Annotated in this window: 16 protein-coding genes and 1 pseudogene; 3 read left to right on the top strand and 14 right to left on the bottom strand. The window is 43.2% G+C overall.

Annotation, left to right across the window (positions count from 1 at the left end; all coding sequences use genetic code 11):
- Positions 1-47: 47 nt before the first annotated feature.
- From FTU09_RS11715 to FTU09_RS11705, 3 genes are all read right to left on the bottom strand, one after another.
- Positions 48-2027, bottom strand: a complete 1980-nt coding sequence (locus tag FTU09_RS11715) for a 2-oxo acid dehydrogenase subunit E2 (protein WP_179994159.1) — start codon at positions 2025-2027, stop codon at positions 48-50.
- 2 nt (positions 2028-2029) lie between these two features.
- Positions 2030-4732, bottom strand: a complete 2703-nt coding sequence (gene aceE / locus FTU09_RS11710) for a pyruvate dehydrogenase (acetyl-transferring), homodimeric type (protein ID WP_096901655.1) — start codon at positions 4730-4732, stop codon at positions 2030-2032.
- A gap of 368 nt (positions 4733-5100) precedes the next feature.
- Positions 5101-5784 carry a M23 family metallopeptidase gene (locus FTU09_RS11705; RefSeq protein WP_004974246.1) on the bottom strand — a complete coding sequence of 228 codons (684 nt, stop codon included), beginning with the start codon at positions 5782-5784 and terminating at the stop codon, positions 5101-5103.
- A 106-nt stretch (positions 5785-5890) separates the two neighbouring features.
- On the opposite strand from FTU09_RS11705, the gene FTU09_RS11700 reads away from it, so the two are divergent.
- Positions 5891-6331: a DciA family protein gene (locus FTU09_RS11700; protein WP_004974242.1), complete on the top strand. Its 441-nt coding sequence runs from the start codon at positions 5891-5893 to the stop codon at positions 6329-6331.
- A gap of 97 nt (positions 6332-6428) precedes the next feature.
- Here the strand turns inward: FTU09_RS11700 and lpxC are convergent, their stop codons facing one another.
- The 8 genes from lpxC to gshB all read right to left on the bottom strand — a co-directional run bounded on the left by lpxC (position 6429) and on the right by gshB (position 15788).
- Entirely contained in the window at positions 6429-7331 is a 903-nt protein-coding gene (gene lpxC, locus FTU09_RS11695) for a UDP-3-O-acyl-N-acetylglucosamine deacetylase (protein WP_004974240.1), read from the bottom strand.
- Positions 7332-7454: 123 nt separating this feature from the next.
- A complete protein-coding gene (gene ftsZ / locus FTU09_RS11690; protein ID WP_004974238.1) occupies positions 7455-8636 on the bottom strand; it encodes a cell division protein FtsZ in 1182 nt (393 codons plus the stop codon).
- A gap of 159 nt (positions 8637-8795) precedes the next feature.
- Entirely contained in the window at positions 8796-10058 is a 1263-nt protein-coding gene (gene ftsA, locus FTU09_RS11685; RefSeq protein ID WP_004974236.1) for a cell division protein FtsA, read from the bottom strand.
- 67 nt (positions 10059-10125) lie between these two features.
- Positions 10126-10980 (bottom strand): cell division protein FtsQ/DivIB, encoded by an 855-nt coding sequence (locus FTU09_RS11680; RefSeq protein ID WP_004974235.1) that lies wholly within the window; start codon positions 10978-10980, stop codon positions 10126-10128.
- A gap of 2 nt (positions 10981-10982) precedes the next feature.
- On the bottom strand, positions 10983-11912 hold the full coding sequence (locus tag FTU09_RS11675) for a D-alanine--D-alanine ligase (RefSeq protein ID WP_004974232.1): 930 nt from the start codon (positions 11910-11912) through the stop codon (positions 10983-10985).
- A 56-nt stretch (positions 11913-11968) separates the two neighbouring features.
- Entirely contained in the window at positions 11969-13417 is a 1449-nt protein-coding gene (gene murC, locus FTU09_RS11670) for a UDP-N-acetylmuramate--L-alanine ligase (RefSeq protein WP_179990852.1), read from the bottom strand.
- A gap of 3 nt (positions 13418-13420) precedes the next feature.
- Positions 13421-14524: an undecaprenyldiphospho-muramoylpentapeptide beta-N-acetylglucosaminyltransferase gene (gene murG, locus FTU09_RS11665; RefSeq protein ID WP_004974229.1), complete on the bottom strand. Its 1104-nt coding sequence runs from the start codon at positions 14522-14524 to the stop codon at positions 13421-13423.
- Positions 14525-14843: 319 nt separating this feature from the next.
- Positions 14844-15788 (bottom strand): glutathione synthase, encoded by a 945-nt coding sequence (gshB, locus tag FTU09_RS11660; RefSeq protein WP_004974228.1) that lies wholly within the window; start codon positions 15786-15788, stop codon positions 14844-14846.
- Between the two features lie 116 nt (positions 15789-15904).
- On the opposite strand from gshB, the gene FTU09_RS11655 reads away from it, so the two are divergent.
- The gene (locus FTU09_RS11655) at positions 15905-16099 is read left to right on the top strand and encodes a DUF3565 domain-containing protein (protein ID WP_167846407.1); all 195 of its coding nucleotides are present in this window, start codon (positions 15905-15907) and stop codon (positions 16097-16099) included.
- Positions 16100-16253: 154 nt separating this feature from the next.
- Complete coding sequence (locus FTU09_RS13955) at positions 16254-16313, top strand: hypothetical protein (RefSeq protein ID WP_225531235.1); 60 nt, start codon at positions 16254-16256, stop codon at positions 16311-16313.
- A gap of 48 nt (positions 16314-16361) precedes the next feature.
- Here the strand turns inward: FTU09_RS13955 and FTU09_RS11645 are convergent, their stop codons facing one another.
- From FTU09_RS11645 to FTU09_RS11635, 3 genes and pseudogenes are all read right to left on the bottom strand, one after another.
- Positions 16362-17021 (bottom strand): hypothetical protein, encoded by a 660-nt coding sequence (locus FTU09_RS11645; protein ID WP_136144754.1) that lies wholly within the window; start codon positions 17019-17021, stop codon positions 16362-16364.
- The gene (locus FTU09_RS11640; RefSeq protein WP_178867106.1) at positions 17018-17878 is read right to left on the bottom strand and encodes a PAAR domain-containing protein; all 861 of its coding nucleotides are present in this window, start codon (positions 17876-17878) and stop codon (positions 17018-17020) included. Before FTU09_RS11640 ends, FTU09_RS11645 begins: the two co-directional genes overlap by 4 nt.
- Positions 17879-18302: 424 nt before the next feature.
- Positions 18303-18420: pseudogene (locus FTU09_RS11635) on the bottom strand (IS982 family transposase); the annotation flags it as partial.

Genomic DNA, 18420 nt, shown 5'->3' with positions numbered 1-18420 from the left:
TGACAAAAAACCCTGCCGCAGCAGGGTTTTATAAAGCTTTTCTGAGTTTAGAGCAGCAAGCTACGAATATCTGCCAACAACTGGGTCAGTTTATGGGTAAAACGTGCTGCATCTGCGCCATTAATTACCCGATGGTCATACGACAATGACAATGGCAACATCAAGCGCGGATCAAAGCCTTCACCATTCCAGACAGGCTGCATGGTCGCTGGTGAAATACCCAAAATCGCAACCTGCGGCCAGTTCACCAACGGCGTAAATGCCGTACCGCCAATCGAACCTAAACTGGTGATGGTAAAGTTTGCACCTTGTAAATCTTTAGGCGACAACTTTTTATCACGCGCTTTTTGACTCAACTCACCCAGTTCAATCGCAATTTGTTTAATCGATTTCTGATCTGGATTACGTAGTACAGGCACGGTTAAACCATCGGGGGTTGCCACCGCAATGCCCATGTGGATTTCTTTACGCAGCAGCACAGACTTTTGATCGTCTGCCAGATGCGCAGCGAAATATGGCTCATCTTTCAGCAAATGCGCTACTGCTTTGGCAATGAACGCCAAAATGGTCAGGCTGACACCTTCTTTTTTGAAGTTGGCTTTCAATTCACCGCGCCACGCTTCTAGCTCGGTAATATCGGCCAAATCAAATTGCGTGACTTGTGGGATGTAATTGTTCAGGGACAATTGCGGAATTGACACTTGTTGTAAGCGCGTCAAATCTTTTTCTTCCACACCACCAAATGCACTAAAGTCAGGTAGCTTTGGCAAACCTGTAACTTGCTGTGTTGTAGCAGCGACAGGAACAGTCTGCGGCGCAGTAAGACGCGCTTTGACATAAGCCTTCAAGTCTTCTTTGAGTACACGCGCATGTGGGCCAGTGGCGTTTACATCTGCTAAAACAACACCCAACTCACGTGCCAGTTTACGCACAGCAGGGCCTGCATACACTTTTGCATTGGCTTCATGTTGCGCCTTACTCAATTTGTCTACATTCGCATGCGCGCTTGCTGCAACTGTCGTGCTTTGTGCTGTAGATGCAGCACTGACTGCTGGCGATGTACTTGGTGCAGAGGCAACTTGAGCTGCTGCAACTGCTGTTGGTGCAGCTGCGCTTGCAGTTACTATCGTCACTAATGCATTGCCCTGCGCAACACTTTGTCCTAATTCTACATGAATCGCTTGAATCACGCCTGCAGTAGTACTTGGCACTTCTACCGTAGCCTTGTCTGATTCCACCACAATCAAACTTTGGTCAGCAGCAACCGTATCGCCCACTTGTACCAAAATTTCTGCCACTGTGGCTTTATCGACCCCTAAATCAGGCACTGCGACTTCAACCTGTGCTGATGCTGTTGTTTGTGGTGCCGATGCAGTTGCTGCGCTCGCTGTTGCAGCAGCCGCTTCTGCTGATGCCACTTGAGGTGTTTCCACCTGTGTGACTGCAGCAGCGGCGGTTTTCACTTTCAGAATCACCACCCCTTCTTTTACGGTATCACCCGTATTGATTTGGATAGCGGTAACTGTACCCGACACCGTACTCGGCACTTCTACTGTGGCTTTGTCCGACTCCACCACAATAATGCTTTGATCAACATCAATCGCATCGCCGACTTGTACTAAAATTTCCCCAACAACGGCTTTTTCCACGCCAATGTCAGGTACTTGTACATCTACTTCTTGCGCAGTGTTTGATGTCGCTGAGCTTGGTGCTGCAGCGATCACTGGTTCAGCATCTTGCTTCGGTGCAGCATCTACTTGGGCTTGCGGTGCAGCAACTTCTGTAGCAGCTGCCGTTTGAGCTTCAGTTTCCAACTCAATCAGCACCGCACCTTCAGTCACTTCATCGCCTTGTTGTACCAAAATACTTTTCACCACCCCTGCAACGGTGCTGGGTACTTCAACAGAGGCTTTGTCTGATTCCAATAGGACAATGCTGTCATCAACTGCAATCGTGTCGCCAACTTTGACAAGAATATCTGCAACAGTGGCTTTATCGACACCAATATCAGGCGTTTGAATTTGCATGATCAGTGCTCCTCTTTGTAGTCAGCAACCGCTTGTACTTCAGGAACCGCTTGCGGTGCCCACGCGACAGGACGATCTGTATCTAACTCAAATGTCGAGATTGCATCTTTGACCAAACGCGCATCGACTTCGCCTTCATCAGCCAGTTTTTTCAAGGTGGCTACCACAATGTGTGCAGCATCGACCCCAAAGTAGCTACGCAAGTTACCGCGGGTATCGGAACGACCATAACCATCGGTACCTAAGGCAACAAATGGACGATTGTCTGGCAAGTAACCGCGAATTTGCTCGCTATAGGCGCGCATGTGATCGGTAGCAGACACGACAATGCCATCTTTGCCACGTAACTGTTGTGAGATCCACGGCTCTTTGCTTTCTTCAGCCAATGGATGCAAACGGTTGTATTCTTCACACGCCATACCATCACGCGCCAATTCATTAAAACTGGTCACACTGTAGACATTCGAGTGGATTTGATACTCTTCACGCAAGATTTTCGCCGCTTTGATGACTTCACGCAAAATCACACCTGAACCTAGCAATTGAACCGTGGCTTTTTCATCTTCCTGCAGTAAATACATGCCGCGCTTAATGCCTTCTTCCACACCTTGTGGCATTTCAGGATGCTCGTAGTTTTCATTCATTACGGTGAGGTAATAGAACACGCGCTCCTGATTGACATACATGCGTTGCAAACCATCATGCACAATCACGGCAAGCTCATAACCAAAGCATGGGTCATAGGACACACAGTTTGGAATGGTATTGGCTAAAATATGCGAGTGACCATCTTGGTGTTGCAAGCCTTCACCATTGAGTGTGGTACGTCCTGCAGTGGCACCCAACAAGAAACCTTGCGCCTGTGCATCACCTGCCGCCCATGCAATATCCCCAATACGTTGGAAACCAAACATGGAGTAATACATATACATTGGGATCATTGGTAAGTTATTGGTCGAATAACTGGTACCCAAAGCTGCCCAAGCACTCATTGCACCTGCTTCGTTAATGCCTTCTTGCAGCATGTGACCGTCTTTGGCTTCACGATAATGCATCAATTGTTCTTGGTCTTCAGGGGTGTATTTTTGCCCATGTGCGGCATAAATACCCAGTTGACGGAACATGCCTTCTAAACCAAAAGTACGTGCTTCATCGGGTACAATGGGTACCACACGGTCTTTAATGGCTTTTTCTTTGAGCAGGGCAGAAATCAAACGCACCATCACCATAGTGGTCGATTGTTCTTTGCCACCTGAACCTGCCAAGACTGAATCGAAAACTGATAATTCAGGAATTTGTAAAGCTTCGCTGTCTTTACGACGCGCAGGCAAATAACCACCCAACGCTTCGCGACGCGCTTTCATATATTTCAATTCAGGCGAATTTTCACTTGGACGATAGAACGGCACTTCTTCAAGTTGCTCATCGCTAAATGGCAAGTTGAAGCGGTCACGTACATATTTTAAAGAATCCAACTGCATTTTTTTGATTTGGTGGGTTTTGTTCACCGCTTCAATTTCATCAGACAAACCATAACCTTTGACAGTTTTGGCTAAAATGACCGTTGGCTGACCTTTGGCCTTACATGCTTCAGCATACGCCGCAAATACTTTGTACGGATCGTGACCACCACGGTTCAGGTTATCAATATCTTCATCGCTTAAATCTTTGACCAATTCTTTGGCTTCAGGATATTTACCAAAGAATTTCTCACGAGCGTATGCACCACCTTTCACTTGCAAGCGCTGATAATCACCATCCACCGCTTCTTCCATAATGGCTCTTAATGCACCTGTGTCGTCTTTGTCTAATAAAGCATCCCAATGACGCCCCCAGACCACTTTAATCACGCGCCAACCTGCGCCACGGAATAACGACTCAAGTTCTTGAATGATTTTACCGTTACCGCGTACAGGGCCATCTAAACGCTGTAAGTTACAGTTCACCACCCAAATCAGGTTATCTAGCTTTTCACGACCTGCCAGTGAAATTGCACCCAAACTTTCTGGCTCATCCATTTCACCATCGCCTAGATATGCCCAGACTTTACGGTCTTCTTCTTTAATCAAACCGCGGTTCATTAAATATTTTTGAATATGTGCCTGATAAATTGACATGATTGGACCCAGACCCATCGATACCGTTGGGAACTGCCAATAGTCAGGCATTAAATAAGGATGTGGATAGCTAGGTAAACCGTTACCGCCCACTTCACGGCGGAAATTATTTAATTGATCTTCGGTTAAACGCCCTTCTAAAAATGAACGGGCATAAATACCGGGTGCACAGTGACCTTGGTAGTAGATCATATCACCGCCAAAATGATCACTATTGGCACGGAAGAAATGGTTAAAACCAACATCATATAATGTGGCTGAAGATGCGAAACTTGCAAGGTGACCACCTAAATCATCACCTGTTTTATTGGCACGCAATACCATTGCCAACGCATTCCAGCGAATCAGGGCGCGAATACGACGCTCCATATCCTGATCGCCCGGCATGGCAGGTTGTTCTTCCACTGAAATGGTATTGAGGTAAGGAGTATTTAATCGCTGAATGGGTACATGCTTTGCAATTGCACGTTGGTACAGTTTTTCGAGTAAAAATGCTGCCCGTTCAGTACCCATATGTTGTAACACAGCATCAAAGGCGTCTTGCCATTCTTGGGTTTCTTGTGAGTCCGTATCACCGTAAAACGCCATAATTCACTATTCCTAAGCCTAATCGTATGCTTTATATGTATCATAATTTAGACTTTAGTAGATATGGCTAATCTTAAATGCATATCCTGCATACTATTTAGAAAATAAATAGTGATTGACACATTCTTACAGCAAATAACAAAAAACCGCCAATTTAGGCGGTTTTTTATACAATAAAGCAGATACTGCGTGTTATTATTTTTTTAGGTGATAAGTTGATGTCTGAAATGTCTCACTAGATTTTGCTAAAAGCTAAAACGTGAGTATAAAGAAAAGCGACCTTTGCCGCTTTAATTTCATGTTTTAATTTGTAGTTCGCGTGTAGTTTACAGTGAGTGTGGCTAGAGCATGAATTTCTAGCCAAAACATTACGGCAACATTGCTAAATAGGTAGAAGGGTTCTTACGTTGACCATCTTTCACTACTTCATAATGTAAGTGAGGACCTGTACAACGACCTGTACAACCTACGTTGGCAATATGTTCGCCTGCATCTACACGGTCACCCACACGTGCAATTAAACGTGAAGCGTGTGCGTAGCGCGTGATATAACCATTACCGTGGTTAATTTCTACATATTGACCATAACCTGTGCCCCAGCCTGACTTGGTCACAATACCTGGGCCAGTCGCATAAATTGGAGTACCGCTTGGTGCAGCAAGGTCTAAGCCTGAATGGTTTTCAGCACGACCACTCATGACACGACCGCCATAGTTCGAGCTAATACGTGCATTTGGTAATGGATGTGACACTAACCAAGCATAAGGATTTGAAGAAGCAAAACGGGTGCTGGTATTGGTACCGTATTTTTTTGCTAAAGACGCATTGTTTAATTCTGTAGTCTTTTCACGAAGCTTAACGGTCATCTGCGTTTGTGCAGGAACATCAATGTCTTGTGTTTCTGTATAAGAACCTTGTGACAAGGTGCGGGTTAATTGCTCAATACGATCAGTCGATGAATTTTGAGAATCTAACTCAACTAAATCAGCAAATGCGACAGATGCTGCCGAAGCTGCCAGTGAAAACGCTAATAAAATACGGCGCGAATGCATAAAAAAACCTCTTAACTGTTCTTACTTGAAGTTCCTTGTGATCTCTTCCTTGATATCTACTGAAAGGAGCGCATAAGATTAGGGCATAAACATGAAGGAATGATGTATGTCCGAACCTGTGAATCTCTTTCAACAAACAAGAAAACACATAAAAACAGGAAACCTAACGTTTCTCTCAACCCAAGTTGCTGCATGGCAGAAACTTGGCAAACTTATTCAACCTTTACTGCCGCAACCAGAGCAATGGCAGGTGGTTTGTTATCAACAAGGTGTCTTAACCATTACTGGAACGAATCAAGCGATGGTCAGTCAACTTGCTTATTTGCAAAAGCAATACATTACTCAACTGTCACAACTGCATGAACTGAAAGACATACAAAAAATTCAAGTTCGTTTAAGAGTTGAATCTCAAACGCCCCCAAAAAGCGAAAAGCCTTTAAGAACACTTAGTCCAGAAACTCAAGATATGTTACGAGGTGCTGCTGACTTTGTGAGCGACCCTAAGCTTAGCCAAGCTTTGTTACGTTTGGCAAGCAATAAAAAATAATTGTTTGCAGAAAACACCAAAAACTCGTGCTCAAATTTGTGATGAAATTCACATATTATTGTTGTTACATTATAACGTAGTAAGAAAAGACAATGACTTATGTCACATGCACAAAAGTGATCGGGCAAGAATTTATGTCATCAAATGTTACAATTTCATAACTGCTTGGATCGCTCTGAACATTGCGTAATAACTGATTATTTAAGGCATGTCCTGATTTATAACCATCAAACTTGGCAATAATTTGATGTCCAAGCAAGTACAAATCCCCCACAGCATCTAAAATTTTATGCCGTACAAACTCGTCCGAGAAGCGCAAACCTTCTTCATTGACCACGCCTGTATCATCTACCCCAATGGCATTATCTAAACTCGCACCCAAAGCCAAATTATTGGCTTTTAAATAGTCCAAATCTTTCATAAAGCCAAAAGTACGTGCGCCACTGACTTCATAGACAAAAGTTTCTGTAGAAAAATCGATGGTGGCAGACTGATATTCTTTTTTAAAGGCAGGATGATCAAAGTCGATGGTGAAATTGAGCTGAAAACCTTCATGCGGACTGAACACCGCACGTTTATCGTCAATTAAAGCTTCTACAGGTTTTAAAATTTTGATGAACTTTTTCGCAGCATCCTGTTCTTTTAAACCACCCTGCATCAACAAATAAATAAAAGGCCCTGCACTGCCGTCCATAATGGGCACTTCAGAGGCAGACACTTCAATAATCAAGTTATCAATGCCCAACCCTGCAATTGCACTCATAACATGCTCAATAGTGCCAACTTTGGCATTATCTTGAACCAAATTCGAGCACATAAATGCTTCTTGAATCAGCATGGCATCGGCTGGAATATCGACAGGCGGATTTAAATCGATACGACGAAACACAATTCCCCCATCGGCATGATGCGGCACAAAGTTGATCAATACTTTTTGACCACTGTGCAGACCAATACCGCTCGCCTTGACGACACGTTGTAGGGTACGTTGTTTCAGCATGTTCTCAATTCATCTAAATTTTAAAACCGCTATACGTTAGCATATTTAGCCATTGATAAAAAACAAAAAAGGCAGTTTAAAACTGCCTTTTCCCGATCACACAATGAAATTGAGGATCTTGGCTTATTTACGCTGCTGATTTTTCAAATAGTCTTGAATACTCATTGGCGTTGGACGCGCAGAGCCTGATGTTGTTGTCGCACTAATTGCAGGCGCAGTTTCTGCCTGCTGACGCTGAATTGCAGGCACATCATCTTCTTCTACTGCCGCTGTTGGTGCTGCAGAAGTGGTTTGTGTCACGGTGCGTTTTGCAGGCTCTGGTGTATCGCCTGTGTTACGCGCTAAACCAGTAGCAATAACAGTCACGCTAATTTCGTCACGCGCTTCAGGATCAAATACCGTACCGTAGAATACTTGGGTTTGTTCGGTATCTGAAAGTTGATGAATCACGTCCATGATCTCTTCGATTTCACCGAAGGTCACATCATCACCACCCGTTACGTTAATCAACAAGCCTTTGGCATTGGCAATGGTTACGCTATCGAGCAATGGGCTACGAATCGCTTGTTCAGCCGCTTGACGCGCACGGTTTTCACCACGACCTGAACCAACACCCATCATCGCATAACCGCGCGTACTCATCGCAGTTTTCAAGTCAGCAAAGTCTAGGTTGATGTGACCTGGACGTACCACCAAATCAAAAATACTGCGTACACCGTTCAACAAAACGTCATCGGCTTTTTTATACGCATCTTTCATTGAAATGTCGCGGTAAACTTTCATTAAACGCTGGTTTGGAATAATGATTAAAGAGTCTACATGCTGTTCTAATGCCGCAATCCCTTTTTCCGCAGAAAGTAAGCGACGCTTACCCTCAAAGTTAAATGGCGTAGTCACCACACCAACAGTCAAAATGCCCATTTCTTTGGCAATTTCAGCCACAACTGGCGCAGCACCTGTACCTGTACCACCGCCCATCCCTGCAGTCACAAACACCATGTCTGTGCCTTCAAGTTGCTGACAGATCAGCTCGCGGCTTTCTTCCGCTGCAGTTTGACCCACTTGAGGATCACCGCCCGCGCCTAAACCACGTGTGCTTTGCTCACCTAGCTGGATTTTGAATTGCGAATTCATGCGATCCAATGCTTGTTTGTCCGTATTGGCACAAACAAATTTTACACCCTGAATATCCGACTCAAGCATGTGCTGCACAGCGTTACCACCTGCACCACCCACACCAAACACAGTGAAACGGGCTTGACCGTTGCTATCGGTTTGATCATCTATAAATTCAAATGAGGCCATGACCTTTAGATTTCCTAATACGTTATTGGCAGTCACTTAAGCCCGTATACTGCCTTGATCTTCATAAAAATTATTTTTAAGAATGCTGTTCAACTTCTGGCTTGTCAAGTACCAGTGATGATCCGTACAACTTCCTAACAATATTCCCAAAAAACTCAACTAAAAAATAGATTTTAACTTTTCGTTCAAGCCAGACCATGCCCGTCCGACACGCCCCCAAACCGATAAGGTTTCAGGGTCTTCATGTTCTACAATCGTGTCTTGAGTATAGTTTTGACTATAAAGCAATAAGCCTGAAGCTGTTGCATATTGTGAACGGCGTAAGGCGGCCTGATGCGGTTCATCGGCATAAACTTGTGAAGGATGATTCCCCAAGTGTGCCGAAACACCCAACATACGACGTACCAAGCTGATCATGCCTTCAATTTGTGAGGCATCACCCGCCAAAACCACACCATGATATAAACCATGAATGGCACCGCTCTTTTCGAGTTCCTGACGAATTTGTGCAAAAATTTCTTCATAACGCGCAATAATAATTTCCGCCAGTTCAATACGGCTAATGGTTTGCGGCCCATCAATGCCCTGAATCTGAATCATGTGATCAGGTTTGACCACTTTCATATCTACACAGCCATACAATAGCTTAATCCGTTCAGCTTCTTCAGTTGTGGTTTGTAACACCGCTGCAATATCGCGGGTGACATGCTCACCACCACGCTGCAAAGTGTGTGCCAAGGCCAAACGTCCATCTAAATAAACTGCAATACTGGTCGTACCTGCGCCAATATCTACCAGACACACACCGTATTCTTTTTCATCTTTAAGCAGACTGGCTTCTGCAGTGGCTAAATTTGACACCACCATTTTTTCGACACCAATATTGGCACCTTTTAAAGCACGGTCTAAATTCTGCATGGTGCTAATAGGCAACATCATCAATTGATAATGCCCCGTCATGCTATGTGCTGACATACGAATTGGGTTTTGTACCCATTCACCCGAATCATCTAAATCGAAACCGAGTGGTACTGCACTCACCAAATAATGGTCTGAGGTGAGGTGACTGGCTTTGGCCAAGTCCAAGGCGCGTACCACTTCACTGGTGGTAATGGTGTGATCACTACTTTCAATAGGTGTGCGACCTGAAGCATAAAAGCTTTTTAGCTCTGCACTAGGAATAGAAATCCATGCCGAATGCACACGGCATTCCGCCATATCTTCCGCTTCTTGCACGGCATTTTTAATTGCAGTAATCACTTTATCGAGACTGACAATTTTTCCCTTACTCATGCCTCGATTACGTGCGGTGGCCATACCAATGACTTGGATATTGTCTGGCGCATGGACCTTAGCAATCAAAACTGAAACTTTGTGCGTCCCAATGTCAATCGCAACAACCGAGGGAACAGCTTCACTCATTTATTCACTACCATTACCAGTATGTTTAATTTATGGCTTAATGCCTCTATTTTTTTAAAGCCCAATATTATGGCTTTGCTCTTATTCCCTCTGCAATGCTTGTGTCATCAATCGTTACAACAAAGTGACCATTTGCAATTTTTGGCGGAATTGAGTTTTTCCATTGAATGGCTAAACCATTGCGATAACGCAAATCGATGGCGGATATTTTAGACCATACAGGTTTCAAATCACTTTGTGCAAGATGCCCCAAGCGCTGCAGCTTACTCATGGTTTGATCTTTATCTACAATAACACGTAGACCTGAATCAAACTGCATAAACCACGTCATACGTTCTGTTAAATATAGTTCTTTTAAACGATCGTTGACGGGTAAGAATAATTGGTTAATTTCATTATAACGACGCATCATCATTTTAGATTGATGCGTTGGCCCGTGTAATAACGGTAAATGTTGATTATTTTGTGGCGTGACCTCGGTAAAGACTTCACCGCTGTCACTGAGCAAACGACCTGTCCCCCAACGTGCAATTGGATGACGCGGCATAACCCGCACACGAATAGCATTCGGCCACGCACGTGAAACCACCACTCGATCTACCCAAGACAACTCCAAAGCGGTATCGCGGATTTGCTCTAGGTCAGAGGTGAAATAGTTCTTGGTCATTACAGGGTTCACATGCGTCATCACTTGGCGGTGTTCCGCATCTGAACGTGTACCCACTACATCTAGCTTGGCAATTTGTGCATCGGTCATGACTTTGTATAGCCCGTACGCACCCACTGCCAACACGAGCACCGCAACGCACAGCATTACCCAACCGCCAAAATGAATCAGCTTTTCTTTGGCTGTTGGCGGTTTGTCATGAATCGAGGTAATCGCTGCCCGTTTACGGCGCAAGGATGCAGGAAGTTGAGCCATATTTAGTGTGCTTCACCTGTAAGGGTTTGTGCCAAAATTGCCACACACAGCTCATCAAAACTATAGCCGACTGCATTTGCCGCTTTCGGAACTAAAGAGTGGCTGGTCATTCCTGGCACGGTATTCACTTCCAATAGCCAGAAATTGCCGTTCTCATCTTGCATGGCATCAATACGACCCCAGCCACTTGCACCCACGGCTTGGAAGGCACGTAATGCCAAAGCTTGTAACTGTTGCTCTTCGGCAGTGCTTAAACCACACGGAATACCGTATTGCACATCATTACGTTGATATTTGGCTTCATAATCATAGAACGCCACATCTTTCGGTGGTTCTAAACGAATAATCGGTAAAGCCTGACCATTTAACAGCACGATGGTAAATTCACGTCCTGTAATCCATTTTTCAGCCATAACAATAGCGTCATGTGCAGTTGCTTTCGCTACAGCATCGGCAAAGTCTTCTACTTTTTCGACTTTGCTCATGCCAATACTTGAACCTTCATGTACAGGCTTGATGATGAGTGGTAAACCCAATTCGGCAACCACGTCTTCAATATTGGAATCTTTGCTAACAATACGATATGGCGCAGTTGGCAAGTCAGAACCTTGCCAAATTTGCTTGGTCTTCACTTTGTCCATGCCAATGGCTGAACCTTGCACGCCCGTACCCGTGTATGGAATATTCAACCATTCCAAAACACCTTGAATTTGACCATCTTCACCACCGCGCCCGTGTAACACAATAAAGGCACGATCATAATTGACCAATTCGGTCACGCTACGTGTTTGTGGATCAAATGCTTCTGCATTGACCCCAGAACGTAGCAGTGCTTCGAGTACTGCTTGACCGCTGTCTAGAGAAACCTCACGCTCAGCAGATTTTCCACCCAATAACACGGCAACTTTGCCGAACTTTGAAGCATTTGACACGTTTATATCCTTAAACTTTAAACTGGTCGATCAAATTCAAACATCACAGGTTGTGATTATTTTAAATATAAATGGTTTTGTGCAAGCTCGATTGAAATCGCCCCCACATTACCTGCACCTTGGGTCAATAACAAGTCATTGGCCTGTAACACTTGTTTCACAATATTCGGTAGATTGCCGTCATTTGGATCGACCAAAATTGGCTCAACCTGACCACGCAAACGAATACTGCGTGCCAAAGTACGGCTATCTGCGCCAACAATTGGTTTTTCACCCGCAGGATAAACATCGAGCAATAACAATTGATCGACTTGTGACAACACTTCCACAAAGTCATCAAAACAGTCACGGGTGCGACTAAAACGGTGTGGTTGGAACAACATCACCAAACGGCGATCAGGATGACTTTGACGCGCAGCTTTAATGGTGGCTTCCACTTCTTTCGGGTGATGTCCGTAGTCATCTACCAATTTCACATTGCCGTCTGCTACCTCAAACTCACCTTGTACTTGGAAACGACGACCGACACCGCTAAAGCCTTCTAAAGCACGGCAAATTGCACCATCAGAAACGCCTTCATCGGTGGCAATTCCAATTGCAGCCAAGGCATTCAATACGTTATGCAGCCCCGGTTGATTCACCGTCACGCGTAACGGTTCGCGGTCTTTACGCAGTACAGTAAAGTGTGTGCGCATGCCGTCTTGATCGACATCAATGGCACGAATATCGTTGTCTTCATTAAAACCATAGGTCAATACAGGGCGCCCGATACGCGGCATGATTTCACGAATATTGGCATCATCACCACACACCACAGCCAAACCGTAGAATGGCAGTTTGTGCAAAAATTGAATAAAGGTATCTTTTAAGGTATCGAAACTACCACCATAGGTGTCCATATGGTCGGCATCAATATTAGTCACCACAGCCGCCATGGGCTCTAAGAATAAAAACGATGCATCAGATTCATCGGCTTCTGCCACGATATAACGGCTAGCACCCAAGGCTGCATTGACCCCAGTACGGTTTAGCAAACCACCAATCACGTAAGTTGGATCCATGTTTTCTTCGGCCAACATACAGGTGATTAAACTGGTAGTGGTGGTTTTACCATGTGTACCCGCGACTGCAATACCATGACGGTAACGCATCAACTCGCCCAGCATTTCAGCACGACGCACCACAGGAATACGGGTGTCAATTGCTGTTTTAATTTCTGGGTTTTCTGGGTCAATTGCAGTAGACACCACCAACACATTGGCGCCTTTAATATTCTCTGCCGCATGCCCAATATAAACCTTGATGCCGTTTTCTTCTAATTGCGCTGTGGTTTTTGAAGCTTTGATGTCTGAACCCGACACTTTATAGCCTTGGTTTTTCAAGACTTCGGCAATACCACACATCCCCGCGCCACCAATACCCACAAAATGAATGTGTTTGATACGGCGCATTTCAGGCACTTTGATTAATTTTTTCGCTTGATCAGCGGGTGTAGATGGAGACATATTTTACTCGAACAATGCTTGAATAAGACGAACCACGTGTTGAGTTGCATCAGGCTGCGCCTGCTGACGGGCTTTGACCGCCATTTCAGACAACAATTGACGATTCATTAACGGGGTTAATAATGTTGTTAAACTTTCAGGTGTCATGCTGGCTTGCGGACAGATTTTTGCTGCACCCAAATCGGCTAAAAACTTGGCATTGGCAGTTTGGTGATCATCCACCGCACTAGGCAATGGTACAAATACTGCTGCAACACCTGCAGTCGCGACCTCGGTTACCGTGAGTGCGCCCGCACGACAAATAATTAAATCGGCATCACTATAGGCTTTGGCCATATCTTCAATAAAAGGCTGTACCTCAACCTGTAAATGGTCAGGCTTGTGTGCATAACGTGCCTGCGTCGCTTCGGCATGGTTTTGCCCACATTGATGATAAACATCTAAAGCGACATTTAGTTGCTTTAACGCTTCAGGTACACATTCATTTAAGGCTTGTGCACCTAGTGAACCACCCACAATTAAAATACGAATTGGCAAGCCTGCTTTTTCACGTTCCTGATAGCGCCATGCAGGGCTTAAGGTCGCAGTGATTTCTTCACGAACAGGGTTGCCTGTGGTGACAATTTTGTTACTGTTTGGAAAGGTATTTGGGAAAGCCTGACACACGGTTTTTGCCACACGTGACAATTGAGTGTTGGTAAAACCCGCAACTGCATTTTGTTCGTGAATCAGCACAGGAATACCCAAAGCACGTGCTGCCAAGCCACCCGGCCCTGCCACATAACCACCAAAACCTGCAACAGCATCAACTTTTAATTGCTTCATGTAACGCACAGCACTGAGCGTTGCGCCTAAAATTTTAAATGGTGCAGCCAGTTTACGGATCAAACCGTTGCCACGTACACCTTGAATATTAATTTGGTAAATTGGGATATTATGATTTTTAAGCAGACGATTTTCCATGCCTGTTGGGGTCGCCAACCATGACACTTGAATCCCTTGTTGCTGTAATTGTTTTGCGACGGCCAAAGCGGGAAAAACATGTCCACCTGTACCTGCGGCCATCATCATGACATGTTTAGGCTGTTGTTGCTGTGCGTCAGTCACGGTTTAATTCTTCAACTCAAAATAAGGCAAATAAAAATCTTGTATAAGCTATCAATTGTAATCACAAACGCATGGGCTTTAAAGGTTATTTACTTTTTTTCACCAAGTGCTTGATTGTTTTTTTCTACAGATTTTCAAGTTTAAACTAGTTTTATTATTAATCTACGGAAAATGTTAAGTTTTATTCAATTTTACCTGCTTTGATTGATCTATTTTGCAAAGTGTTTAAGTTGTTTTTTGTATCCACGTCTCTAAAAACAAGGCCGCTTTCAAATAGAAAACGGCTTTTGTATTGATACAGTGAGCATAAAGCCCAAACTTAGTTGGGACGACCTGCTTCAAGTACGGTAAATAAATCATCGGCAATGGATGTACCAAACTGTGCATCAATTTCACGAATACACGTTGGACTGGTCACGTTGATTTCAGTGACATAGTTGCCAATCACATCTAATCCGACAAAAACCAAGCCTTTTTCACGTAAAAATGGCCCGACTTTGGCGGCAATGGCTTTGTCATTTTCAGTCAATGGACGTGCTTCGCCTAAACCACCTGCAGCTAAGTTGCCACGCACTTCGCCATTTTGTGGAATTCGTGCCAAACAATAAGGCACAGGCTCACCATTAACCATGAGGATGCGTTTATCACCATCTACAATTTCTGGAATATAGCGCTGCGCCATGATTGGCTGAGTGCCGTTGTTGGTCAGAATTTCAATGGTTGAGCCAATATTGACCCCATCTTGGTACAAACGGAAAATTCCCATGCCGCCCATGCCATCGAGCGGTTTAACGATCACATCACCATGTTGCTGAATAAATTCACGAATCAGGCTTTGTTGTGAAGTGACCAATGTCGGAACTTGTAGTTCTGGGAATTGAGTCGCAAACAGCTTTTCATTACAGTCACGCAGGCTTTGCGGCTTGTTGATGATCCATGCGCCTTCGCGTTCAGCTTGCTCTAAAATATATGTGGTATAAACGAAATTCATGTCAAAAGGCGGGTCTTTACGCATGAGAATGACATCATAATCAGCTAAGGATTCTTTGCGTTTTTCGCCCAATTCGTAATAATGGTTATAATCTTCAAAGACTTTGAGCGATGCAATCAGACCAAATGCCTTGCCCTGATCAATATATAAGTCTTGCTGTAATGCATAGCCCAAGGTATGCCCACGACGGCTTGCCGCCCATAACATCGCCATGGTTGAGTCTTTTTTCAAATTGACACTTTCGATGGGATCCATCACAACAAGTACGCGCATATTTCGGTGCTCTTTTGAAGAATTGAATAAGCAAAAGTATAGCGGAGTTTGGCTTTGGTTTTGCTGCAATTTTCGTAACGCTTTATCCACGATCATCATGCACTTAGGAGTATGCGATGCAACAAGCGATTATTGATTTTCATTTAGATGAAGAAAATGATTGGGTCGCAGATTTGGCCTGCGGTCATGGGCAGCATGTGCGGCATAATCCACCGTGGCAAAACCGCCCGTGGGTAATCACAGAGCAAGGGCGCAAGGAAAAGTTGGGGGTGATGCTGGAGTGTAAGAAGTGTGAGGAGGAGACTGAGTGAATCCGCTTAGATACTCAGTGTTATTCATACCCTCTTCATACCCCAAATGTCTCCTTTTAAGTCGTGCGTGTATAGCATTCTTCGCTGCCATTAAAGGGCGATCTGGTCTCATCCATGGAACTCGAGAACTTGTGGTGCATCGCACTATGTTGTCGTGTATGACGTTAAAGATTCTGTTCGTATTTTAAGAATTTTGCATACATCACAACAGTAGGGTTAGGTTGATGTATTTACGCACTCCTGAAAACCAATACAACAAAGATCACTGGTAACTAGCGATCTGTTCAATCGCCAACTCATAAGAACTTTCAAACTGATATTTCAGCGTTTTATCTTGAGTAGAATGAATAAAATCTTCCATTTTTTGTCTATATTCTTCATGTCCTGCCTTATACATCGCGAGTAAGTACCCCCACTCACCATATAAATATTCAGAGTCATTTTTAGGAGTGACTTTCAATGTCTTTTCCAGCAATGACGCTACTTGGGCATAACATTTTTCATATTCATTTTTAGGCTTTTTAGCGTAATAGCTCAACTCACATTGAGTCAGTAAACGTGCTTCGCTAAACCTAGTTTTTAACATTTTACTATTTAAATCATAAGCTTCTTTATACATGGCTGTGGCTAAGTAAATCTGCATTTGCAACTTTTCTCGCTCGGAATCATTCTTAATTTTGTTTATTTCAGACAAACTATCTTTCATTACCTTATTAGCATGTTCTCTTTCCCTAAAATTCAAATTATGAATCGTATCTTTATATTTTTTTATAATAGATTGATCTTCTGCAGAAAGACTCTGGGCAGCTTCACTATCTTGAGTGAGTTCAACTTCACCATGATGTGTATTATGTCCATTAGATGAGCAGGCAGTGCTTCCGAATATCAAGAAGGCTGTTAAAAAAATAAGAAAATTCTTCATCTAACTTCCCTTGCTGCGGAATTTAAAGTAAAGCTGTGGGTTGTAAAACTGGGTATCGGGGTAACAACTCCACCGCTAAACGTCAATACATATCCAAGATCTAATTCAACCCTCAATAGGAGTAAATCAGGCTCAGGCAAGGTAATGTTACAGAAACCTACTGGTTCTTTTCCTCGCTCAATACTCCAAACCCCACCATCAGACTTCAATTCTTGTATTTTTAATAATTCAGATTTTCTATTTTTTTCTTTATAGAGTCTTAGAGTTGCATAAGGAGTGATTTTATTTGCATCATGTTTTACAACTGGCGGGTGATATGAAACTGTTATAAACAGATTCTTTTTCTTTAAAATAGATGTAACGATAAAATCACATGCTCCTGAAACTATTTGTAAAACACTCCCAAATAGCCCTTTTTTATCTTCATCGTATGGAGGAATTCCTGTTTTAAATTTTACATAATCGGTTTTATTAAACTCAATATAATAGTTCTCATACTTCCTCTTATTTGTAAAACTATTTATTAAATTCTGTTGAGCACTTATAGGCAGAGTTTGCTCAGTTTGAGGATTAGAAACTATATGATAATTAGCATTACTCCCACCAACAACATGCGACTGTTGCGGCTGAATAATAGCACCGCATGTTAATTTATCCCCGACATAAGCAACTGGCTTACCATCAAAGATAATATGGTCATGGCTTTTAATCACTGAAGACCAACATTTACATCTTGGACAGAAATGCCCATCGCCCGCTCTAACAAAAGAATTGCCCATTTGAGAATTTCTTATCTGAGTAGCTAGAATACGACCACCATGATTAGTTGGTGCATTATGAATAGCAAAACCTCTCATAATCTTAATCCTTATAGTTTAGTCATGACTAAGAGAGTTCTGAAATGTTAATTGATCTTTAAAAATGCATATTGCCACCGAATTGGTAAAAGTATCAATAATTTCATCGCCATTCTTTAATTGACTACTGACCAATAGAGCAGTGATACCTTCAACAACTTTTAAGATTTGCTCAATCTCTTTTGAGAACATCTGTTGTTCTAGTGTTTTGATAAATAATTTGTATAACGAAGTTGATCTTGTCATTTTTGAGTTCGTATATGTTTTTATTATATAATGCGAAGTATAACAAACTTTTAAATTAGTAAAAAATCATAGTACTTTTCTCATATTAAATTTTAATGTGATTTAAAAATACAAAATTTGTCTCACCCCTCAGTCGGGCTTTTTTATTATTTATTACATTTCATTATATTAACCCCAGTTACGGATAAGCCAAAGATTTAATCACATGAATTTTAGGCTTATTCTTTTGGCAAAGTTGATACGCACATAGTGAAGAAAATACGCCTGCTAAAAAACCAGCAATCGAACGATGTTTA

The organism is Acinetobacter sp. YH12058 (assembly GCF_013419805.1).
Taxonomy (GTDB): Bacteria; Pseudomonadota; Gammaproteobacteria; order Pseudomonadales; family Moraxellaceae; genus Acinetobacter; species Acinetobacter towneri.
This window is presented reverse-complemented; position numbering and strand designations above follow the sequence as displayed.